The organism is Rhizobium sp. P1_E1 (assembly GCF_056406015.1).
Genome location: NZ_JBFUAY010000102.1, coordinates 1 through 20,098, shown reverse-complemented (window position 1 = coordinate 20,098; position 20,098 = coordinate 1). Strand labels below are relative to the sequence as shown.

The 20,098-nt window shown below is 61.3% G+C and carries 20 protein-coding genes; 12 read left to right on the top strand and 8 right to left on the bottom strand.

Going from position 1 to position 20,098, the window contains the following annotated elements; translation table 11 throughout:
- The first annotated feature begins 184 nt into the window (after window positions 1-184).
- The gene (locus AC1D1Z_RS25350; protein ID WP_018240964.1) at window positions 185-577 is read left to right on the top strand and encodes a hypothetical protein; all 393 of its coding nucleotides are present in this window, start codon (window positions 185-187) and stop codon (window positions 575-577) included.
- Between the two features lie 228 nt (window positions 578-805).
- On the top strand, window positions 806-1,612 hold the full coding sequence (locus tag AC1D1Z_RS25345; protein WP_168320318.1) for a hypothetical protein: 807 nt from the start codon (window positions 806-808) through the stop codon (window positions 1,610-1,612).
- A 99-nt stretch (window positions 1,613-1,711) separates the two neighbouring features.
- Here the strand turns inward: AC1D1Z_RS25345 and AC1D1Z_RS25340 are convergent, their stop codons facing one another.
- A complete protein-coding gene (locus tag AC1D1Z_RS25340; protein ID WP_018449220.1) occupies window positions 1,712-1,957 on the bottom strand; it encodes a hypothetical protein in 246 nt (81 codons plus the stop codon).
- Between the two features lie 143 nt (window positions 1,958-2,100).
- Here AC1D1Z_RS25340 and AC1D1Z_RS25335 point away from each other — a divergent pair, with 143 nt between their 5' ends.
- Both AC1D1Z_RS25335 and AC1D1Z_RS25330 read left to right on the top strand, forming a co-directional pair.
- Window positions 2,101-2,298 (top strand): hypothetical protein, encoded by a 198-nt coding sequence (locus tag AC1D1Z_RS25335; protein ID WP_012756389.1) that lies wholly within the window; start codon window positions 2,101-2,103, stop codon window positions 2,296-2,298.
- A 251-nt stretch (window positions 2,299-2,549) separates the two neighbouring features.
- On the top strand, window positions 2,550-2,828 hold the full coding sequence (locus AC1D1Z_RS25330) for a hypothetical protein (RefSeq protein WP_113541768.1): 279 nt from the start codon (window positions 2,550-2,552) through the stop codon (window positions 2,826-2,828).
- Between the two features lie 36 nt (window positions 2,829-2,864).
- On the opposite strand, the gene ppdK is transcribed toward AC1D1Z_RS25330, so the two are convergent.
- Window positions 2,865-5,573, bottom strand: coding sequence for a pyruvate, phosphate dikinase (gene ppdK, locus AC1D1Z_RS25325; RefSeq protein WP_166480465.1), 2,709 nt, complete (start codon window positions 5,571-5,573; stop codon window positions 2,865-2,867).
- A gap of 442 nt (window positions 5,574-6,015) precedes the next feature.
- Here ppdK and AC1D1Z_RS25320 point away from each other — a divergent pair, with 442 nt between their 5' ends.
- From AC1D1Z_RS25320 to AC1D1Z_RS25305, 4 genes are all read left to right on the top strand, one after another.
- Window positions 6,016-6,375 (top strand): hypothetical protein, encoded by a 360-nt coding sequence (locus tag AC1D1Z_RS25320; protein WP_477851894.1) that lies wholly within the window; start codon window positions 6,016-6,018, stop codon window positions 6,373-6,375.
- 63 nt (window positions 6,376-6,438) lie between these two features.
- Window positions 6,439-7,266 carry a hypothetical protein gene (locus AC1D1Z_RS25315; RefSeq protein ID WP_477851893.1) on the top strand — a complete coding sequence of 276 codons (828 nt, stop codon included), beginning with the start codon at window positions 6,439-6,441 and terminating at the stop codon, window positions 7,264-7,266.
- Window positions 7,263-8,342 (top strand): toxic anion resistance protein, encoded by a 1,080-nt coding sequence (locus tag AC1D1Z_RS25310; RefSeq protein ID WP_047619185.1) that lies wholly within the window; start codon window positions 7,263-7,265, stop codon window positions 8,340-8,342. Before AC1D1Z_RS25315 ends, AC1D1Z_RS25310 begins: the two co-directional genes overlap by 4 nt.
- Window positions 8,335-10,455 carry a hypothetical protein gene (locus tag AC1D1Z_RS25305; RefSeq protein WP_477851890.1) on the top strand — a complete coding sequence of 707 codons (2,121 nt, stop codon included), beginning with the start codon at window positions 8,335-8,337 and terminating at the stop codon, window positions 10,453-10,455. Before AC1D1Z_RS25310 ends, AC1D1Z_RS25305 begins: the two co-directional genes overlap by 8 nt.
- A gap of 42 nt (window positions 10,456-10,497) precedes the next feature.
- On the opposite strand, the gene AC1D1Z_RS25300 is transcribed toward AC1D1Z_RS25305, so the two are convergent.
- The 3 genes from AC1D1Z_RS25300 to relB all read right to left on the bottom strand — a co-directional run bounded on the left by AC1D1Z_RS25300 (window position 10,498) and on the right by relB (window position 15,265).
- Window positions 10,498-13,959 carry a chromosome segregation SMC family protein gene (locus tag AC1D1Z_RS25300; RefSeq protein ID WP_477851888.1) on the bottom strand — a complete coding sequence of 1,154 codons (3,462 nt, stop codon included), beginning with the start codon at window positions 13,957-13,959 and terminating at the stop codon, window positions 10,498-10,500.
- Window positions 13,960-14,055: 96 nt separating this feature from the next.
- The gene (locus AC1D1Z_RS25295; RefSeq protein WP_018245170.1) at window positions 14,056-14,826 is read right to left on the bottom strand and encodes a DsbA family protein; all 771 of its coding nucleotides are present in this window, start codon (window positions 14,824-14,826) and stop codon (window positions 14,056-14,058) included.
- A gap of 214 nt (window positions 14,827-15,040) precedes the next feature.
- On the bottom strand, window positions 15,041-15,265 hold the full coding sequence (gene relB / locus AC1D1Z_RS25290) for a type II toxin-antitoxin system RelB family antitoxin (RefSeq protein ID WP_018245169.1): 225 nt from the start codon (window positions 15,263-15,265) through the stop codon (window positions 15,041-15,043).
- A gap of 59 nt (window positions 15,266-15,324) precedes the next feature.
- Here relB and AC1D1Z_RS25285 point away from each other — a divergent pair, with 59 nt between their 5' ends.
- On the top strand, window positions 15,325-15,690 hold the full coding sequence (locus AC1D1Z_RS25285; RefSeq protein ID WP_446951496.1) for a hypothetical protein: 366 nt from the start codon (window positions 15,325-15,327) through the stop codon (window positions 15,688-15,690).
- Between the two features lie 27 nt (window positions 15,691-15,717).
- Here the strand turns inward: AC1D1Z_RS25285 and AC1D1Z_RS25280 are convergent, their stop codons facing one another.
- Window positions 15,718-16,215 (bottom strand): DUF721 domain-containing protein, encoded by a 498-nt coding sequence (locus tag AC1D1Z_RS25280; RefSeq protein ID WP_028734815.1) that lies wholly within the window; start codon window positions 16,213-16,215, stop codon window positions 15,718-15,720.
- Window positions 16,216-16,323: 108 nt separating this feature from the next.
- Between AC1D1Z_RS25280 and mutY the strand changes: the two genes are divergently transcribed.
- From mutY to AC1D1Z_RS25265, 3 genes are read left to right on the top strand one after another with little or no spacing between them, the layout of a single operon-like run.
- Window positions 16,324-17,415, top strand: a complete 1,092-nt coding sequence (gene mutY, locus AC1D1Z_RS25275; protein ID WP_446951495.1) for an A/G-specific adenine glycosylase — start codon at window positions 16,324-16,326, stop codon at window positions 17,413-17,415.
- A gap of 2 nt (window positions 17,416-17,417) precedes the next feature.
- The gene (locus tag AC1D1Z_RS25270) at window positions 17,418-18,032 is read left to right on the top strand and encodes an HAD family hydrolase (RefSeq protein ID WP_026188650.1); all 615 of its coding nucleotides are present in this window, start codon (window positions 17,418-17,420) and stop codon (window positions 18,030-18,032) included.
- A gap of 5 nt (window positions 18,033-18,037) precedes the next feature.
- Window positions 18,038-18,403 (top strand): nuclear transport factor 2 family protein, encoded by a 366-nt coding sequence (locus AC1D1Z_RS25265; protein WP_018245163.1) that lies wholly within the window; start codon window positions 18,038-18,040, stop codon window positions 18,401-18,403.
- A gap of 109 nt (window positions 18,404-18,512) precedes the next feature.
- Here the strand turns inward: AC1D1Z_RS25265 and AC1D1Z_RS25260 are convergent, their stop codons facing one another.
- Together AC1D1Z_RS25260 and AC1D1Z_RS25255 are read right to left on the bottom strand one after the other, a co-directional pair.
- A complete protein-coding gene (locus tag AC1D1Z_RS25260; RefSeq protein WP_018449229.1) occupies window positions 18,513-19,655 on the bottom strand; it encodes a site-specific DNA-methyltransferase in 1,143 nt (380 codons plus the stop codon).
- A gap of 178 nt (window positions 19,656-19,833) precedes the next feature.
- Window positions 19,834-20,098 (bottom strand): antibiotic biosynthesis monooxygenase family protein (locus AC1D1Z_RS25255; RefSeq protein WP_477851883.1); only part of this gene is annotated, 265 nt, incomplete at its 5' end.

Genomic DNA, 20,098 nt, shown 5'->3' with positions numbered 1-20,098 from the left:
GGCCTAAAATCATCCGGATCTGGGGCAAGATTCGGCTAAATTGAAACTATTGTCTGAGGCATTGCGTTGGAATCCACGGCGGAAGGCCATGGTGAAACGGGGGCTGCTTCATAAGCCCTTGCTGATATGTCAAAAAAGAGCCATTCTGCCGCGGTTTCATCTCCAGATGTAGAGGAGAGACGGGATGATTTCACCCGAGATTGCAGCAAGGCCGCAGGCGTCTGCGCTTGGCGGGATCGACCACCAGTCCGAGCCGATGCTGCCGATGGAGCTGCTCGAGCTCGAACTTTCGCTCGAAGGTTATGCCGGCGGCGATGCCGGCTTCTGCGAGGCGGTGCGCCAGGCGGCGGCACGCTCCGGCGGCGAACTGCTGTTCGACCTGCCGGCCGGCGGCCTCGTCCAGAATTGCCGGCGCATCGCCGTGCTGCGCATTCCGGATGACGGCCAGGAGATGCGCGTCGTGCTGGCGCTGCTCGACGATCACGGCACGGAGATCCGCATGCAGGCCCCGGATGAAGAGACCGCGCCGCTGGTGCGTTTCGCCGATGCCTTCATCGAACTGCTGGAGCGGATCTAGGTCTAGGATGTGGACCTAACGGGACCGCGAAAATCACATCAACGCGACGTGTTCGCTTGCGTCTCGGACATGTGCCGAAGCGCTTTGCCGCGAACACGTGGACAAGAAGGGCAACCGCGGAGACGAGGCTGGCCGCCATTATCTTGCGGGCGATGCTGCCGTGCATTTTTCTGTTTGTTGTGAGCAGTCGGTCTAGACTGAATCAACGGAGTCCAGTTCAATCTCAGGATGAAGGTTGCTCTAGCTGCTCTTGTTGGTTTTCTGCTTGGACTTTTGCTCTTCGCCATCGGGCGGGAGATTTGGTGGGCATTCGCTGCTCGGCCGGTAGGCGAGGTTGTCAGTAAGGCGTTGGCGGCGGTTGGGTCGCTAGGCTGGATTGATACTACTCTGATAACTGGCATTGCGGCCATCGGCGCTGCGTATCTGAGCGTCCGCGCCGTACACGCTCAGATCAAACAAGCTGAGCAAATAGAGACTGAGCGAAACGCTGCGAAACGCGCAGCGAACAGAGCTGTCCTACCGATATCACTTGCGGCCTTGAGCCAATACGCGGAGGCGAATACATCCCTTTTGAAAGGACTGCTCGAAAGCTGCGTAGAACAACTTCTGCCTAAGACGATTCGAATTCCACATTTTGCACAGATCCCCTCGGGTGTCGTGGCTGCGCTCAAGGAAATGGTCGAGTATCTGGGTGATACGGAGAGGAAAGCGTTCATTCATCTTCTCGTCGCGATACAAGTTCAGAGCTCCCGGCTCGCCGCGCTTGCTGAAGAACACGGTAGAGGGCAGCTAACGCTAGCGACTAACTTGGAATCCTACATAATTGGTCAAGCAGAGATTTACGCACGCGCCGCCTCCCTATACAATTTCGGGCGCGGAGCTGCGGACGAGATACCCTTAGGATTGAAAAGAAGCGAAATTGGATCTGCTCTTTTTCTAATTGGCATTCGCGATAGTCTTAAGGACGAACTGGTCGAGAGATTCAATCTCGCCTCAGATGCGATTTGGCCTCCGGTTTCCGAGCTGGCCGCATAACGCCCGGACAACTGACGGCGCCCCCATCGTCGCCAACCCTGCCGCCTGGCCGTGAGCATGATGCCGAAAGAATGGTCGGTTTTCGGATAACTTCATGCTCTACCGCCGCTCAGCCGCGGCTTCCGCGACGCTGCGGAAGGGAAACTTGCGCCCGCATTCGCATTTGATCATGAAATTTTCCTGGTTGTTCGAGGGCCGCTGCACGCCAAAGCCGCGCGGCAGCTGATCGACCTTGAAATCCGGGTGCTTGCGCTTGGGATCGTCGACTTCAGAGGCTTCGGCAAAGCCCTCATTGCCGCATTGAGGACAGTTCAGTTTTTTCGAAAATCGATCGCGAAGGGCCATGCTCGTTCCAGTGATTCCGGCCTCTTTTCGAGAGGCCATGCTTTCCTCATACAGAGGAATGCCCCTCATGCATAGAAAGCTTGGCCGGCGAAATTGGAACCAAGTGCTAGGGCTGCCGTTCCTTTTTCGAAAAGGAGGCACTCATGCCCAACAAAGATCCGATCCCGACACCCAATGCCGATACGCCGCGCGGCCCGACGCCGACACCCGGCATTCCCGACCCCATCCAGCAAAAACCGCCGCTGACGCCGGCGCAGGATCCGGCCGATACGAAGAATCCGCAGGATCCGCCGCTCAATCCGGCGCTGCTGCCGATTGGGGATCCGGCGGGGGCGGCGTGACGATGCTGGTCGTGCCGTATGGCTGCCCCTCACCCTAACCCTCTCCCCGTAAAAACGGGGCGAGGGGACGTGCCACGCGAGAGGTAGAAGGGGAACGGAGAGGTCGCGGCATGTCCCCTTCGCCCCGCGAGCGGGGAGAAGGTGGCGGCAGCCGGATGAGGGGCTGGTCTCAGCGATCTCCTGGGAAGAGCAGCTTGACGCCCTCGCCCGAATGGCCTTTGCTCGGAGCAGGCATTCCAAGGAATAAACCAATGCGCCTTCGTCTTCTCATCACCGTCATGGCCACCATCGTCGCCGGGCTCTCGGCCTGCCAGACGATGACGCCGGAGGAGCGGCGGGCGGCGGATGAGCAGCGCTGCCTCAGCTATGGCTTCCGCCGCGGCACGGATGGTTTTGCCACCTGCCTGCAGCGCATCGATCTCGACCGGCGCGCCGAATCGCGGGCGCAGAGTGCCGAGATGATGCAGAGCATGGCCTGGGATCTGAACGGGCCTTATATCTACCGCGATCGCTGGCGGTATCATCACTGAGCGCCACGGGCGCCCTGCCCAACTCCACCGAATATCTTACAAGCCTGCCCGCAGCTCTTTCGGACCGCGCCGGACCTCGTCCAGACCATTTGAAATCACCGCCTGCGCCGCCGCCAGCCTGGCGATCGGCACGCGGAACGGCGAGCAGGAGACATAATCGAGGCCGATCGTCTCGCAGAAGCGGATCGAGGCCGGGTCGCCGCCATGTTCGCCGCAGATGCCGAGCTTCATGTCGTTGCGGGTGCGCCTGCCGCGTTCGGCGGCGATGCTGATCAATTCGCCGACACCGTCGAAATCGAGCGAGATGAAGGGATCGTGCTCGATGATGCCCTTGCGCTGATAGGTGGGAATGAAGGCCGAGGCATCGTCGCGCGAGATGCCGAAGGTGGTCTGCGTCAGGTCGTTGGTGCCGAAGGAGAAAAATTCGGCGGCTTCGGCAATCACATGGGCGCGAAGGGCCGCACGCGGCAGCTCGATCATCGTGCCGACGAGATAATCGATCTTCATGCCGGCCTCGCTCATCACGTCGCCGGCGACGGCATCGATGCGCGCCTTGACGTAATCGAGCTCGGCGCGGAGACCGACGAGCGGCACCATGATCTCCGGCACGACGGCAGCCCCGGTCTCCTGGGCTGCGGCAATCGCTGCCTCGAAGATGGCGCGGGCCTGCATCTCGACGATTTCAGGATAGGAGATCGCCAGCCGGCAGCCGCGATGGCCGAGCATCGGGTTGAACTCGTGCAGCGCATCGACGCGCTGGCGAAGCACGGAGGGCTCCATGCCCATGGCGAAGGCGACTTCGGCCACCTCGTCGTCTGTTTTCGGCAGGAATTCGTGCAGCGGCGGATCGAGCAGGCGGATCGTTACCGGCAGGCCGTGCATGACGGTGAAGAGGCCGGTGAAATCGAGGCGCTGCATCGGCAGCAGCTTGTCGAGCGCCAGCCGCCTGCCCGTCTCATCGACGGCAAGGATCATCTCGCGCATGACATGGATGCGCTCGCCCTCGAAGAACATGTGCTCGGTGCGGCAAAGGCCGATGCCTTCGGCGCCGAAGGAGCGGGCGGCGAGCGCATCGGCCGGCGTATCGGCATTGGTGCGCACCGTCATGCGCCGGGCGCGGTCGGCCCAGCCCATGATGCGGCCGAAATCGCCCGACAGCGCCGGCTGGATCATCGGCACCTCGCCCTTCAGCACCTGGCCGGCCGAGCCGTCGATGGTGATGATATCGCCCTTCTTGAGCGTGACGCCGATGCCGAGCAGCCGCTCGTTGCGTTGATCGATGCGCATGGTGCCGGCGCCGACGACGCAGGGGATGCCCATGCCACGGGCAACGACAGCCGCATGGCTGGTCATGCCGCCGCGGGTGGTGAGAATGCCTTCGGCGGCATGCATGCCGTGAATGTCCTCAGGGCTGGTCTCGACCCTGAGCAGGATGACCTTGCGGCCTTCGGATTCCGCCTCGACCGCCTCTTCCGCTGTGAAGACGATGGCGCCGGTGGCAGCGCCCGGCGACGCCGGCAGCCCGGTGCCGATCACCTGGCGGGTGACGCGCGGATCGATGGTGGGATGCAGCAGTTGATCGAGGCTGGAGGGCTCGATGCGCAGCACCGCCTCATCCTCGGTAATCACGCCCTCGTCGACCATGTCGACGGCGATCTTCATTGCCGCCCGCGTCGAGCGCTTGCCCGAACGGGTCTGCAGCATCCACAGCCTGCCGCGCTCGATGGTGAATTCGATATCCTGCATGTCGCGGTAATGGATCTCGAGCTCGGTGCAGATGCGGCAGAGCTCGCGAAATGCCTCGGGCATCAGCTTTTCCATCGAGGGCTTTTCGGAGCCGGAGGAAATCCGCCCCTCCTCGGTGATGCTTTGCGGCGTGCGGATGCCGGCCACGACATCCTCGCCCTGGGCATTGACCAGGAATTCGCCGTAAAGCGCCCTCTCGCCGGTCGAGGGGTTGCGGGTGAAGGCAACGCCGGTGGCGGACGAATTGCCGAGATTGCCGAAGACCATCGCCTGGATGTTGATCGCCGTGCCCCAGCCTTCCGGAATATTGTGGAGCTGGCGGTAGGTGACGGCGCGCGCGCTCATCCAGCTGGAAAAGACGGCGCCGACCGCGCCCCAGAGCTGGACTTCGGGATCCTGCGGGAATTCCCGCTCCAGCTCCTCCTCGATCAGCTTCTTGTAGAGCGAGACGATATGCTGCCATTCCGAGGCGCTGAGTTCGGTATCGAATTCATGGCCGAGCTTGGCCTTCTCGTCTTCCAGGATCTCCTCGAAGGCGTCGTTGCCGAGGCCCATGACGACATCGGCATACATCTGGATGAAGCGGCGGTAGCTGTCCCAGGCAAAACGCGCGTCGCCGGCATCATGACCCAGCGCCTGCACGGTCTCGTCGTTGAGGCCGAGATTGAGCACCGTGTCCATCATCCCCGGCATCGAGACGCGGGCGCCGGAGCGCACCGACAGCAGCAGCGGCTGGCTGACGGAGCCGAAGTGGCGGCCTGTGACCGCTTCGATCGCCGATATGCCGGCGCGCACTTCAGCCTTCACCGCATCCTCGATATGGCGGCCATTCTTGTAATAGGTGTTGCAGGCATCGCTGACGATCGTCAGCCCCGGCGGCACCGGCAATCCGAGCGCGCACATTTCCGCCAGATTGGCGCCCTTGCCGCCCAGAATCTCGTGATCGCGCGCCCGGCCCTCAGCCTGCCCGTCGCCGAACCTATAGACCCACTTGGTCATCTTCCCCCCAACACCAAATCGGGATTAGCTTAATCCGTTGGTGTTGAAATGAAAATCGACAAATGCGGCAGAATGTTGCGCTGCACAATAAATCTTGGCCGCGGCCGGCATCGAAACGGTTGAAAGGCGCCCAAACAGCAAACAAGGCACAAAAAAAGCTTTGCGGGACTGCAACAATGTCCCGCAAAGCCTTGTTTCCGTCCGGCCAGGAAAACCGGACGGGGGGTCCCTCAACCCAGGAACGGCTCAGCTTTTTGTAAAGAGAACCGCTCTGACCTTGTCATACGCAATTCCTGCGAAAATAGATCGCTACTTCCCAAGATTTGCTCTCGGTTTCCGGTTCTTGCCCTCGCCCGGAAAACCGCACGCAAATTCGACAATGCGCAACCTTTGGTCGCCCGCTTTGCAGCAGAGTAATTAGGTTGCGTTGAAACAACTTCTAATGCAAGTCAGCGAAAAGAGCATCACCCAAATGGGGTACAAACGACAAGAGAGCCGACCTTTTTTGGTGTTTATTGCTCGGCCCTTGATTTTACGCAATTTCCGGGCGCAAAACCGCGCCGTACCTTTGCTGAAATTGCGCCTGCCTGGTTTCACGCAATCCCGGACGGAAAACCGCTGCGCAATTTTCCTGGAATTATTGTCTTTGGTTTCACGCAATTCCGGACGGAAAACCGCTGCGCACTTTTCCTGGAATTACTTTAGGCAATCTCGCGCAGGCGCTCGCCACAGTGAGGGAACACCGACGTCTGACGATGATGTTGCCAAGTGGCAAGCAGCTGGGCCGTATTCCTGGCGGTGAGAGACCGCTTTGCTGGGTTTCCGGCGGCGGAGTGCTGACAATTTCAGTGCCCGTAAAAGGCGCATGACCAGATTCATTCTATTTTCAAGATTCCCGCCGAAATTGTCTTTCGAAGAGTTGCATTCTTTTGAGCCCAATATTGCGATGGCCCTCGGCACCAATCATTCTTATCCGAATCCGGACAACGCGGAAGAGCAACCTGCTCCGCCCGCGGTGATCGATGACGACGCGGTGGCAGCCCTGGACATGGCAGCTCGTTCGCCGAGGACGGACAATAACATCCTCAGTTCGGCCCCGGCGCGCGATATCCGCAGTTCCGCGAATGAGCTGATCGGCATGCTGGAGGAGGTCGACCTCCAGAAGATGTTGCGGAAGCAGGGCCTGATTGGCCGGTTCACTGGCTCAGACGTCGAGGCCCGCCTGGAATTCGAACTTGCAAGCCACAGGGTCGCCGACTTGTTCCGGCAGTTGAGCCGGGCTGCGCAGGCCGGCGGGCGCATACGGACAATCCTTGACAGGACGCGATTAGAGCTCATCGATGAACAGACGCGTCTTGCCCGCGTGATAGCGGATGCCAAGCTGCTTGTTTCGCAGTCGAACGGCTCAGACCTGGCCCTGGTCGCCCGGTTCGAGCGACGTCTTTCAAACATTATGGCGGTAGAGGCAGCCAACACGCTGACGATTCAGCAGATCGAGCTGTCTGCAAGTGTGCTTGCCTCATTGCTCGACCGATTTACCGACATTGAAACATTGTTGTTGCCTCTTTGGCAGCGGAACGCGCTCGCGATCATTCATGGCGAAGCAATAACAGCTCGCAGTTCCGTCGTGACCGCGTTTCTTGATGCTCACAGCAAACTCATCGGCTTCCTGAAGAAGGCTGGACAAGAATGACCAAAGCAGCAGTGCCATTGCACGACACGCCGAGTACGGCCGCCAGCGAACACCAAATTGATCCGGAAGTCGCGCGTCTGGCAGCCACCATTGACTTGTCGTCGGCCCTCTCCATCCAGTTGTTTGGCCAGGAAGTCGCCGAGCGGTCATCCCAGTATGCTGATGAGATTCTTCGAACGGCACGAGCAACTGACCTCGACAACACCGGGGCTCAGTTGAACGAGATCGTGCTCGCGGCGCAACAGTTCAATCTGTCGTCACTCGATAACTCGACTGGACGAATTCCCGTCATCGGCGGCCTCTTGAAGCGAATCGCGCGCTCAAAGGAACGTGCCATCGCTCGGTTCGACACCGTCAAAGGTCAGGTCGACAAGCTTGTCGCGCAAATYGAGACAACGGCCCAGACGCTGTCGCGGCGAAACCATGACTATCAACTCATGTACGAGGGCGTTCGCACGGAATACTCCGCACTCGGCAAGCATGTCGAGGCCATCGAGATGCGGCTTCATGACATGGAGGACGAGATTGGTCGCCAGAATAACTCATCCGGTGACCTTGCCTCGACCGAGTATCTCGCTGTCCTCGAAGCAAACCGTCAACAGCTTTCGAAGCGGGCGGACGATATGCGCGTCCTTCAGCACGCGGCTATGCAGACCCTTCCGATGGTTCGCATCATCCAGGCAAACAATCTCGCGCTCGTCGACAAGTTCCAGACGATCCGCCAGTTAACGTTGCCCGCATGGAAACGCGCATTCATGCTGGCCCTGACCCTGGACGAACAGAAAAGCGCCGTCGCTTTGGCTGACACCATAGACAACGCGACGAACGCAATCATGCGCAGGAACGCCGAACTGCTGCACCAGAATTCGGTGGCGACGGCGAAATCCAACCAGCGTCTTGTCGTAGATGTCGAAACGCTTCAGCACGTCCATGATAAAATCCTGCTCACGCTGACCGACGTTCGCGATGCCCATGAGAAGGGTTCGACGGATCGTCGCCAGGCGATTGGCGAACTGGAACGACTTCGCAGCGAGATGCTATCCAGCGTGAAAGCGGCTGGGCTCACCCGTGGCTGACGCTTCGGCTTTTGGGAACCGGTTGCGGGGCGCAACGTCGTCTCCGCTTGCCTCCGGCGCCGCAAAAGGACAGCCCACCGACCAACCTATTGATGAACAGCATGCCGGATTGGATCGTCGATCCGCTCTGCTGTCGTTCATGGCCCAGGGATTCGCTTTCGTCGCGTTCATGCTGCTCTTTGCAGCAGCATGCATCCAACCATCTGATCCGGCTGATCTGAGGATGTTGGATGGCTCGATCTACGTGCTCGATGCCTTCACCAAGGCACTGGCGCTGACCGACGTCAAATCAGGCGTCGTTTCAGTTGGCACGGGATTGATGCCGTTTACCCGTCTGGCGCAAATGGTAGCTTGCATCCTGGCGCTTTCGACCGTTTTCACCATCATCAAAGGGCGTTGGTTTTTCGCTGGGCTGGCTGCTGCATTTTTTCTGATACCATGGGGATTGTTCGGCCAGTCACTGTACTTCGCGCCTTATGCGCTTGGACTGTTCGTATTCATTGCCGTGGCTTTCCACGCCCCACTTTCTCGCCGCGCGCTCATCGCCTTTGTTGCCGTGAGCCTATTGGCCAGCCCTCTTATCATCGGACTGATTTCCGACCTCTCCAGGCATGTCGGCGTCCGGGAGACCTATGCCAGGTATCGTGTGATCCGCGTCTCTGAACTTCCTTCCAGCGCCTACCAGGCAAGCGCCGATGCGGATGAAGATCAGCAGACCAGTTCGCGATCGGACGACAATGCAAAAATCGCACCTTTCTTCCTGGCGCAAGTGCACGCCCTTCGCGGCGATACCGCTGCGGCTGCGGCGGCGCTTGATGAGTTGGAGGCAAGCGGCGTCCCTCAGAATAGCTTCGACCGCGCCCGCTTTCAGGCGATACGGAACTTTACGCTCGCATCCGGCGGCTTTGGTCCGGACGCGCGCGAAAAGCTCATAGTCGACAATGCCGCTCAATCGCAAAAGGCATTTCTATTGTTTTTGGCAGGACTGCTGTTTGGAATCGCAGCACCTCTGACGAACGGGTTCAGCTGGTTGGTAGCCCGTCGGAGCCGAAGGGTCTTCTCGATTGAGCACGAGCTGGCACATCGCCGAGCCAACCTGCCGGATGCATTGAAGAGTGCGGGTAGATTGTTTGGCACCCACATCGCCAAAAAGCCGGTTCAATCGCCTTCCGTTGCCAGTGGCGAGCGTGCCATTGAAGCAATCGCCTCTCGTGCACGCACTTACCTTTTACTATCCTTGGGTCTCCTCGCATTCGCGGCACTTTCAGCTCTGGCCGCCTATTGGGTGTGGCTGCCCGATGCAGAAAAAAATACGGCTTTCCGTTTTGTGGCGCTTGCGGGAAATACGGCCGATTATGCACAGCAGGATGGAGTTGCCGTCATCGTCGGTGTGCGGGACTGGGCCGGCTGGTCCATCACACTCAATTGGCTCAAATATCCGATATGCATTATCGCGATTGTTCTTGCGACACGCCGATCAAGATATCTGGGCGCTTTTACCGCGATTGTTTTCTTGGCATGCTTCGCTCTGCAAAATGTTCAGCTTGCACAGCACTCGCGCCGTGAAGCGCTACCCGGGCAATTCTGGCAGCTTCTCCGTTCTAAGTTGAAACYGGCCGCCGACAGACCAAACGTCGCGCCTGGAAGTCCTCCGCAGTCCACCACTGCGGGATTTCATGGCTTGGCTCTCAATCTCCGTGGTTCGATCGCTGCGGAAAAGAATACTGCTTCGTCTTCTCAGGAAGCGGACGTCGATCCTTCGCTCGCGGCCTATACCCTTGCGCAGATTGCCTATCTCGAGGGTGATGCTGCCGACGCCTCGCATTTCTTGAGCCAGATCGAGGATGTGAGAGATCTGCATCCTGATGTTCACCGCGAGCGTATGGCGATCATCCGGGATTGGGTCTCCGCCAATGGTCATACTCCCCCCGAGATGCAATGGTTCTCTACCGATCTTCCATCACTGGTAAGGCAGTTGGGACGGTGGCTGCTCACGCTTTCGGTTGCGAGCTTGGCGCTAGCGGTTCTAGTCACGCCTTTGATCGCAGTTGCCGTTGCACGGCGTAATCGTATCGAAGCACTCGTTGAAGAGCGCAGCCGATACCAGCTGTAGATCGAAGAACGCCTCATGGTTCCACAGGCGGCTCACAAAACCTCAGGCAATCTCGCGCAGGCGCTCGGCCATTTGCAGGTCGACGGAGACGAGCTGGGAGACGCCCTGTTCGGCCATGGTGACGCCGAAGAGGCGGTTCATGCGGGCCATGGTGATCGGGTTGTGGGTGATGATGACGAAGCGGGTTTCGGTGGAGGCCGCCATTTCGTCCATCAGGTTGCAGTAGCGCTCGACATTGTGGTCGTCGAGCGGCGCGTCCACTTCGTCGAGCACGCAGATCGGCGCCGGATTGGTGAGGAAGACGGCGAAGATCAGCGCCATTGCCGTCAGCGCCTGCTCGCCGCCCGATAGCAGCGTCATGGTCTGCGGCTTCTTGCCGGGCGGACGGGCGAGGATTTCCAGGCCGGCTTCGAGCGGATCGTCGGATTCGATCAGCTGCAGCTCGGCGGTGCCGCCGCCGAAAAGATGGGTGAACAGCCGCTGGAACTGGGCGTTGACGATGTCGAAGGCGGCGATCAGCCGTTCGCGGCCCTCGCGGTTGAGGCTCTGGATGGCGCCGCGCAGCTTGCGGATCGCATCGATGACGTCGTCGCGTTCCTTGATCAAGGCTTCGAGCTTCTCGCTCAGCTCCTTCTGTTCCTCGTCGGCGCGCAGGTTGACAGCACCCAGCCGCTCGCGCTCGATCCGCAGGCGTTCGAGCTCGCGCTCGACTTCGCGCGGATCAGGAAGCGCCTGCATGGTCGGGCGCCCGGTCAGCTGCAGCGCCTCGTGCGGCGCGACGTTCAGGACCTCGCGGATGCGGCCTTCGCTTTCCTGCCGCTTCTCGCGGGCGGAGACCAGGCGCTCCTCGGCGCGGCCGCGGCGTTCACGGCATTCGGCAAGTTCCGACAGGGCCGTCGTCGCCTTTTGGTCGGCCTCGCGCTGGATGCGTTCGGCCTCGGCCAGGAGATCGCTGGCCTGGCGGCGCGCCTCCTCGGCCTTTTGCAATTCGCTGAGCAGGGCGCGGCGCTTGTCGTCGAATTCATCCGGCGCCAGTTCGAGCTCGGCTGCCTCTTCGCGCGCCTCTTCCTCGCGTTCACGCAGCGTCGCGACATGGTCTTCGGCGCTTGCAGCCCGCTGGCGCCAGGTGTCGCGCTCCTGCCCGATCGCCATGATGCGGCGCTGGCGGGCCTCGTTTTCCCTCGCCAGGCTTTCATGGCGGGCGCGGCTTTCGGCCAGCGCGCCGCGATCGGTCGCGACTTCCGCCTGCTGGAACCGCAGCCGCTCGTCGATCGCAGTCAGATCGGGCGCGTCCTCCAGCTCGATGCGGGCATTCTCTTCCTGGATGGCGATCTCCTCCAGCTGCGCGCGCAGCTGGCTGGCGGCCTCGCTGACGACATCGCGGCGGCGAATGAGATCGCCGGAAGCACGCTCGGCGGCAACAAGCGCATCACGCGCTTCGGCGAGATGACGCGCCGACAGGCGGCTCATGTCGCGCGCCTCGGCAAGCCGGCGCTCCTCGGCGCGGATCGCTTCGGCGGCGGCGGCCTGCCGCTCTTCGGCTTCGGCAAGCACGTCGCGGGCAAGGGCTGCTTCGCTTTCGAGTTCGGCCAGACGGTTCTTCTGGGCAAGGCGCAGCGCCGCCGCACTCGGGGCGTCGGCACCGGTGACATGGCCGTCCCAGCGATAGACCGCACCCTCTTTCGTCACCAGCCGCTGGCCGGGCTTCAGCGCCGCCATCAACGACTGCGCCTCCGCTTCCGCGACCAGGCCGATCTGGCGCAGGCGGCGGGTGAGTGCCGCCGGGGCGCGGACATGAGCAAGCAGCGGCGCAACACCGGATGGAAGGGCGGGATCGCTGGCACCATCGCCATTGTCCGACCAATGGGCCGGCGCCTCGGCATCGAGCGGCGATTCCAGATCGTCGCCGAGGGCAGCACCGAGTGCGGTCTCGAAGCCGCGGTCGACCTTCAGTTCGTCGGCAACCGGCGGAAATTTGCCGGCGGCCGCACCGGCGGCGAGCATGCGGGAGATGGTGCGGGCCTCGGTTTCCAGCGCATTCAGGCTCGAACGGGCCTGATCGACCGGCGCGCGCGACAGCGCCTCGGTCTGGCGGGCAACGGCCAGCGCCTGGTCGACCAGCTGAACGGCGGCTTCGGCGTCGGCGACGGCGATCTCGCCGGCCTCGACGATGGCGCGTTTTTCGTCGGGATCGGGCAGGCCGGCGATCTTCTCGCCGACGGCTGACAGTTCCTGGTTTGCCTCATCCATCTGGCGTTCGAGGCGCATCCGCCGGTCGGTGAGATCGCGGATGGCGCGTTCCAGCTGGTTGCGGCCGGCAGCCGCCTCGGCGCGCTCGGCCGTCAGCGCCGTAAAGATGCGCTCGCTATCGGCAAGCTTTGCCGCCGCCTCCTCGAAGGCCTCGCGGGTTTCCTCGGCATAACGGCCGGAATCGGCGAGGATTTCTGAAATCTCCACCTCTTCGGCGTCGAGCCTCGCCAGGATGACGGCATTGTCGGCCACCAGCCGCTCCTCGCGGCTTATATCCTCGGCAAGCTGGGCAAGACGGCGGGTCAGCTCGTCGCGGCGGCGCAGAATGCGGCCGGCATCCTCCTCCAGCTGGCTTCTGGCGATCTGCAGGCGCTGCAGGGCGGCGGCCGCACGCGCCTCGCCCTCGCGCAGTTCCGGCAGCTTCAGGCTGGCGATGCCCTGGTTCTTCGCCGCCTCCATCTGCATCTGCGCCTTTTCGGCGACGACTGAGGTCGCCTGGTTCAGCGCGCTGTCGGCCTCGGCCTCGGCTTCCTTGGCCTGCACCCAGCGGATATGCAGCAGCATTGCCTCGCGGGCGCGGATATCGGCAGACAGCGTCTTGAAGCGGTTTGCCTGGCGGGCCTGGCGCTTCAGGCTCTCGATCTGGCTTTCGAGCTGCGAGGTGACGTCGTCGAGACGCTCGAGATTGCCTTCGGCGGCGCGCAGCCGCAGTTCGGCCTCGTGGCGGCGGGAATGCAGGCCTGAGATGCCGGCCGCCTCTTCGAGCAGCTGGCGGCGGGCCTGCGGCTTGGCCTGGATCAGCTCGCCGATACGCCCCTGCCCGACCATCGACGGCGACCGGGCGCCGGTAGAGGCGTCGGCAAACAGCAGCTGCACGTCTTTGGCGCGGCTTTCCTTGCCGTTGATGCGATAGAGCGAACCCTGTTCACGCTCGATGCGGCGGGTGACCTGGATCTCGTCGCTGTCGTTGAAGGCGGCAGGCGCGGTGCGCTCGCCATTGTCGAGATAGAGCGCCACTTCGGCGGTGTTGCGCGCCGGGCGGTTGCCGGAACCCGAAAAGATCACGTCGTCCATGCCGGAGGCGCGCATGTTCTTGTAGGAATTCTCGCCCATCACCCAGCGCAGCGCCTCGACGAGATTAGACTTGCCGCAGCCGTTCGGGCCGACAACGCCGGTCAGTCCCCGCTCGATGATGAATTCCGTCGGCTCGACGAAGGATTTGAAGCCGACCAGGCGCAGCTTGTTGAACTTCATGCAGAAGCTCCGCAGCGCGGGACGGGCTTGTCATGCAGCCACAAAAAAACGGGCGCACGGCTTTCGCCGTCGCCCGTTCTATCGAAACGATCCGGTTCAGAGCAGGCTGTCGATAAGCTTCGACATGGTGTCAACCGGCATGTCTCCAGAGTAGCGCTTGCCATTGATCAGGAAAGTCGGGGTGGCATTGACGCCAAAATCCTTGGAACCTCTTTCCCGCGTGGCGTTCACTTCATCCAGAAGCTTCTGGTTCGTCAAGCATTTCGTGAAGCTATCCTCAGTAAATCCGGCAAGCTTCGACATCTGCAGCAGTGCGGCGCGGCCATCATCGGCGGCGGCCCAGATCTGCTGCTGCTTGAACAGCATCGAAACCATCGGGAAATACTGTTCCGGCGTGCTCAACTGTTCCGGATTGGAGGCGCTGCAGCGGGCGAGCATGAAGGCGGCGGCAGCGCGCGGGTCGAACGGGAATTCGCGGATGATGAACTGCACCTTGCCGCTGTCGACATATTTCTGCTTGATCGTGTCGAAGGTGGTGTTGTGGAAATGAGCGCAATGCGGGCAGGTCATCGACATATATTCGACGATCTTGACCGGGGCGTCGGCCTTCCCAAGCGCCATTTCCGGCAGCGCGCCGGGCTTCAGCACTGCGGCCATGTCGACATCGCCGTCGGACTGCGGCATTTCGGTCGCCGCCGTGGCCGCCGTCTGCATGGTGTCGACATTGGTGCCATCAGCCATGGTCTTGCCGGAGGACGAAGCATCGGCAGCGTCCTTGCTGTCGTTGCAGGCGACAAGCGCAACGGCAGCTGCGGCGATGGCGATACCGCTGAGCAGGCGGCGTTTCGTCAGTTGCATTTCGGACATCTGCATGGATTCCCCATAACTAATGAGATTGACGGCGTGACTGTGCGATATAACGGCTGACGGCCGCTCACAAGCCACGCTTCACCAACTTCCTTCAAAGAATTGTGACCGCGGGAAGACGACTAGACCAAAAATTGCAAGATTGGTCCGTCTGCGAATTTTGCCGATGGATATCGCTGCGGCTGCCAGCCGGTATCGGCTGGTCGGATGAAACTCAGTTGTCCACCCCGTAACGCGCCGTCAGCTCGGCCAACGGCACGCTATCGCCCTCGTCGCGGCGAAGTTCTTCGAGGCGCCTTTTGGCAAGATAGACATCCTCCAGATCGTCGAGATGCGCGAGGATGGCTTGCCGCACATAGAAGCTCTTGCTGCGGCCGGTACGCCTGGAAAGCTCATTCAGCCGCGCTTCGATATCAGGGGGCAACTGCAAGACCAGCATGATTTTTCTCCCGTCTGCGATACAAGTATAGCAGACGACTATTCAGAGGGATATTTTGAATGCACTCTTTGACGAAGACTTTTCTCTATCACGTGCTTATTGCCTCGGTCGCATTGGCCATGAACGTGACGAGCGCGCGCGCCTCTGAAGACGGCGGTAATATTGTTTTCAATCAGATGCTTAAATGTCTAAAGCTGCCTGCGGACGCGCCGAGTGCTTATAACTTCCTGATTGTGGCGGTAATCAAGGATGGATCTGCCGACTTTTTATCCGTCAACTTCCGCACACCACCATCCGAATGGGAAAAAACGGCAGCCCCGTTGATCGCCGATGCGATCACAGAGTGCGAGCCTTATAGCTCGATCTCGGGCAGGATGGAATTTGCTGTTACCCGCGAGCTTGTCGAAGCAGGATCAAAAAACTAAGGATGCGGCGATAGGGCGTTTTGCTCATCAGCGTTGATTCCCCTGCTTCCCCATCACTGCGGTCCCCAATCGCTGGATTGCCTGGCGCAGCTTGTCGTTCTCGATGCCCTCCATCATGCCTTCGAGCTTGCGGGCTGCTTCGCCTTTCAGCGGCGCCGGGGTGCGGGAGCGGCGGATGGGTTGTGAGACCGGCTTCTGGACGATGCGGATCTGGTGGACGGCGGCAAAGCCGAAGAAGCTGTTGATACGCTGGATGAGTTCGCCCTGCGCATGGGTGAGGAAGAGCGCACGCGCGCCTTCGCAGGCAATGGTCAGCACGCCGGGGCGGAAGCCGCCGACCTCATTGCCGCCGCGGGCCCAGGCGATCTTTTCCGGCCGGGTGCAATCGGCGAAATCCTCGCCGGCGATTTCGCTCCACGAGCCGAGCAGAGCCGTGCTGATGCCGGCGCGCCGGGCAAGAACGGGATCGATCAGCCCGTTCGCCAGCTCGGAGATCTGCTTCACATCTTTGCGTGGATAACTCATCGAAACCCTTCGGCGCCGCCGCCAATTCGCGCTTCAATTCGCATAGGCGACTTGATCGCGCGGCATTGCTTCGCCAAGTATAGGCACTTCCCCCCATCGCGGCAAATCATGACGATCACCACACTCGACACGCCCTCAGCAAAGCCCCTGCTCGACTGGTACGATCGCCACCACCGCGACCTGCCCTGGCGCGTTTCGCCCGGCATGGCGGCCCGCGGCGTCAAGGCCGATCCCTATCGCGTCTGGCTGTCCGAGGTGATGCTGCAGCAGACGACGGTGCAGGCGGTCAAACCCTATTTCGAGCGGTTTCTGCAGCGCTGGCCCGAGGTGACCGATCTTGCCGCAGCTGAAAACGACGCGGTGATGGCCGCCTGGGCAGGGCTTGGCTATTATGCGCGGGCTCGCAACCTGAAGAAATGCGCCGAAGCGGTGGCGAACGAGCATGGCGGCATCTTTCCCGATACCGAAGAAGGCCTCAAATCCCTGCCGGGGATCGGCGACTATACGGCGGCCGCCGTCGCGGCCATCGCCTTCAACCGGCAGGCGGCTGTCATGGACGGCAATGTCGAGCGGGTGATCTCCAGGCTCTATGCGATCGCCACACCGCTTCCGGCGGCAAAGCCCGCGATGAGAGAGAAGGTGGCGCTGTTGACGCCCGCCGATCGGCCCGGCGATTTCGCCCAGGCGATGATGGATCTGGGTGCGACGATCTGCACGCCGAAGCGGCCGGCCTGTTCGCTCTGTCCGTTCCGGGGGGCGTGCGAGGCGTTCAAACTTTCCGATCCCGAGCTCTTTCCGGTCAAGGCGGCGAAGAAGGAGAAGCCCGTCAGATATGGCGCGGCCTTCATCGCGGTAACAGGTGATGGCGAGATCCTGTTGCGGCGGCGCATCGACAGCGGCCTGCTCGGCGGCATGACCGAGGTGCCGACGACGGCATGGACAGCGCGCATCGACGGCGAGACCTCGGCGAGCGCCGCTCCCTTCGAAGCGGCATGGCAGGCCTCTGGCACCGTCATCCATGTCTTCACCCATTTCGAGCTCAGGCTTTCGATCTGGCGTGCGGCAATCGCTGCCAAGGTCAGCACGAATGACGGATGGTGGGAGCCGGTTACAAATCTTGAAGCCCAGGCCTTGCCGACCATCATGAAAAAAGCGATCGCAGCGGCTATTCCTCTCGCGTTTAAAACATCCAAGGGATGACCATGACCACCGACATAAGACATATCGTTTTCGATATCGGCAAAGTCCTTATTCACTACGATCCGCATCTTCCCTTCAGCCGCCTCATCCCCGATGAAACGGAGCGCAACTGGTTCTTCGCCAATGTCTGCACCCATGACTGGAACATCGAGCAGGACCGCGGCCGCACATGGGCGGAGGCCGAAGCGCTGCTGATCGAACAGCACCCGGCGCGTGAGGAGCATATCCGCGCCTTCCGCAAATATTGGCACGAGATGGTGCCGCACGCCTATGACGACAGCGTCGCGATCATGGAAGGGCTGATCGCCGAAGGGCGTGATGTAACGATGCTCACCAACTTCGCCTCCGACACCTTCCGCGAGGCGCAGGCGCGCTTCCCCTTCCTCAACCTACCGCGCGGCGTCACGGTTTCCGGCGATGTCGGCCTGATCAAGCCCGATATCGCCATCTACGAGACACATACGAAAAGTTTCGGCCTCGATCCCGCTGCGACGATCTTCATCGACGACGCACCGGTCAATGTCGAAGGTGCCAAGGCCTATGGCTGGAATGCGGTGCTGTTTTCGGGGCCCGAGAAGCTGCGCAGCGATCTCACGGCTTACGGATTGAAGGTCTGAGACCCATGGCATTCGACCCAGCAGAAGAGATCGAACGTTTTCACGCCGCCATCAACGCCCTCGATTTTCCCGCCATCGAGGCCTATTTCGCCGAGGATGCCACCTATGTCTCGAACGGCGTCGGCAGCCTTGCCGGCCGCGCCGAGATCATGGCTGCCTTCCGGCGTTATTTCGACGACTATCCCGATCAGACGGCGGAAAATTCGCTGGTGGAAACGTTGACGCCGCTCTCCGGCCGATCGGTCTGGTCGGTGCGCGCCACCCACAGCAAATCAGGCAAGCCGCTGATCCGCGAGGGTGAGGAGACGATCACCTTCAATGCGGAAGGGCGCGTCACGCGGGTGGACGTCACCGATTACCAGGAGTTCTGATCAGGACTTCAATAGAAGACGCCCGGAGTTCGAACCCCGGGCGCCTTGGTCTTCTTCCGCAACTGGAGGGAAATCGGAAGAAGGTGGTTTCGATCCGTAGAGGCGCTGCTCACTCCGCCTTTGCCAGATCACTGCGGATGACGGACCTGAGATCGTCGATCGGGCGCAGGGACTGCCCGTCTTCGAAATGCCAGAAGGTCCATCCGTTGCATGCATCGAGACCCTGCACCTTGGCGCCGAGACGATGAATGGAGCCGGCCTCGCCGCCGGAAGCTACTGTGCCGTCGGCGCGGACGATGGCGCTATAGCGGCGCCTGGCGTCGGTCAGCACCTGGCCGGGTTTGATCAGGCCGCTTTCAACCAGCACGTTGAAGGCGACGCGGACTTCGGCCTTCTTGCCGGTCATGACGGTCAGTTCCGCCTTGCCGAGCGGCTCGACGGCGGCGATGCGGGCCGAGGCCGCATCGATATAATCCTGCTCGCGCTCGATGCCGACGAAGTGACGGCCGAGACGCTTGGCGACTGCACCCGTCGTTCCCGAGCCGAAGAAGGGATCGAGCACGATATCGCCGGGCTTGGTCGAGGCCATGATGACGCGGGCAAGCAGCGCCTCGGGCTTTTGTGTCGGATGCGCCTTCTTGCCGTCCTCGCCCTTCAGCCGCTCACTGCCGTTGCAAATCGGGAAGAGCCAGTCGGAGCGCATCTGCACGTCGTCATTGGCGGCCTTCAGCGCATCGTAGTTGAAGGTATAGCCCTTGGCCTTGGCGCTGGGGCTTGCCCAGATCATCGTCTCATGGGCGTTCTGGAAACGGCGGCCCTTGAAATTCGGCATCGGGTTGGTCTTGCGCCAGATGATGTCGTTGAGGATCCAGAAATTCAGATCCTGCAGCGTGGCGCCGACACGGAAGATATTGTGATAGGAGCCGATCACCCAGATCGAGCCGGTCGGCTTCAGCACACGCCGGCAGGCCAGCAGCCAGGCGCGGGTAAAGGCGTCATAGGCCTCGAAGGAGGCGAACTGATCCCATTCGTCGTCGACCGCATCGACCAGCGACTGGTCGGGACGATGCAGCGTTCCGCCGAGCTGGAGATTATACGGCGGGTCGGCAAAGATGATATCGACGGAGTGGCTGGGCAAAGCTTCAAGGGCGCTGACGCAATCGCCCTTGATGATCGTGTCGACCCAAGAATCCGGCCGGGAATCCGACTTGACGGAAGCCTTGAGGTCGGCAAGCGGAAAAACTGATGCCATTCTGATACTCACTCATACGCTCTACGCTTAACTGTCCGTTATGGTTACGCAACTTAGTTACCAAAGCCTGAAGCGGTGGCCGATTTCGGGAATTTATTCGGGCGGCCGATGAGTGAGCGGCAGACTTTGCCGACGCCGGCCGGCTGCCGAGCGGCGGCAAGAATGCCGCCGCCAGCGATCAGGCGGCGTCGTGAACCCTGCGGCTGTCATCAGGCGCTTCGTCGCGTTCGAACATGCCGTAATCGCGAATGACACTGGCAATCCGCAGGCGATAATCGGCGAAGATGCCGCCGCGCCCGGCCTGCTGGGCTGCCCGGTGCGCCTCGAGRTTGCGCCACTGCTTGACGGCTTCCTCATCGCGGAAGAAGGAGAGCGACAGCAGCTTGCCGCGGTTCGTCAGGCTCTCGAAACGCTCGATCGAAATGAAGCCGTCGATCTTTTCG

What these genes read in the sequence shown, in the direction of transcription:
- AC1D1Z_RS25280 (WP_028734815.1), bottom strand. Translation starts at nt 16,215, where the DNA reads ATGAGTTATCCACGCAAAGATGTGAAGCAGATCTCCGAGCTGGCGAAC.
- AC1D1Z_RS25300 (WP_477851888.1), bottom strand. Translation starts at nt 13,959, where the DNA reads ATGAAGTTCAACAAGCTGCGCCTGGTCGGCTTCAAATCCTTCGTCGAG.
- relB (WP_018245169.1), bottom strand. Translation starts at nt 15,265, where the DNA reads ATGCTGGTCTTGCAGTTGCCCCCTGATATCGAAGCGCGGCTGAATGAG.
- AC1D1Z_RS25260 (WP_018449229.1), bottom strand. Translation starts at nt 19,655, where the DNA reads ATGGCATCAGTTTTTCCGCTTGCCGACCTCAAGGCTTCCGTCAAGTCG.
- AC1D1Z_RS25270 (WP_026188650.1), top strand. Translation starts at nt 17,418, where the DNA reads ATGACCACCGACATAAGACATATCGTTTTCGATATCGGCAAAGTCCTT.
- AC1D1Z_RS25335 (WP_012756389.1), top strand. Translation starts at nt 2,101, where the DNA reads ATGCCCAACAAAGATCCGATCCCGACACCCAATGCCGATACGCCGCGC.
- AC1D1Z_RS25330 (WP_113541768.1), top strand. Translation starts at nt 2,550, where the DNA reads ATGCGCCTTCGTCTTCTCATCACCGTCATGGCCACCATCGTCGCCGGG.
- AC1D1Z_RS25285 (WP_446951496.1), top strand. Translation starts at nt 15,325, where the DNA reads ATGCACTCTTTGACGAAGACTTTTCTCTATCACGTGCTTATTGCCTCG.
- AC1D1Z_RS25295 (WP_018245170.1), bottom strand. Translation starts at nt 14,826, where the DNA reads ATGTCCGAAATGCAACTGACGAAACGCCGCCTGCTCAGCGGTATCGCC.
- AC1D1Z_RS25320 (WP_477851894.1), top strand. Translation starts at nt 6,016, where the DNA reads ATGCAAGTCAGCGAAAAGAGCATCACCCAAATGGGGTACAAACGACAA.
- AC1D1Z_RS25350 (WP_018240964.1), top strand. Translation starts at nt 185, where the DNA reads ATGATTTCACCCGAGATTGCAGCAAGGCCGCAGGCGTCTGCGCTTGGC.
- AC1D1Z_RS25345 (WP_168320318.1), top strand. Translation starts at nt 806, where the DNA reads ATGAAGGTTGCTCTAGCTGCTCTTGTTGGTTTTCTGCTTGGACTTTTG.
- mutY (WP_446951495.1), top strand. Translation starts at nt 16,324, where the DNA reads ATGACGATCACCACACTCGACACGCCCTCAGCAAAGCCCCTGCTCGAC.
- AC1D1Z_RS25315 (WP_477851893.1), top strand. Translation starts at nt 6,439, where the DNA reads ATGACCAGATTCATTCTATTTTCAAGATTCCCGCCGAAATTGTCTTTC.
- AC1D1Z_RS25340 (WP_018449220.1), bottom strand. Translation starts at nt 1,957, where the DNA reads ATGGCCCTTCGCGATCGATTTTCGAAAAAACTGAACTGTCCTCAATGC.
- AC1D1Z_RS25265 (WP_018245163.1), top strand. Translation starts at nt 18,038, where the DNA reads ATGGCATTCGACCCAGCAGAAGAGATCGAACGTTTTCACGCCGCCATC.
- ppdK (WP_166480465.1), bottom strand. Translation starts at nt 5,573, where the DNA reads ATGACCAAGTGGGTCTATAGGTTCGGCGACGGGCAGGCTGAGGGCCGG.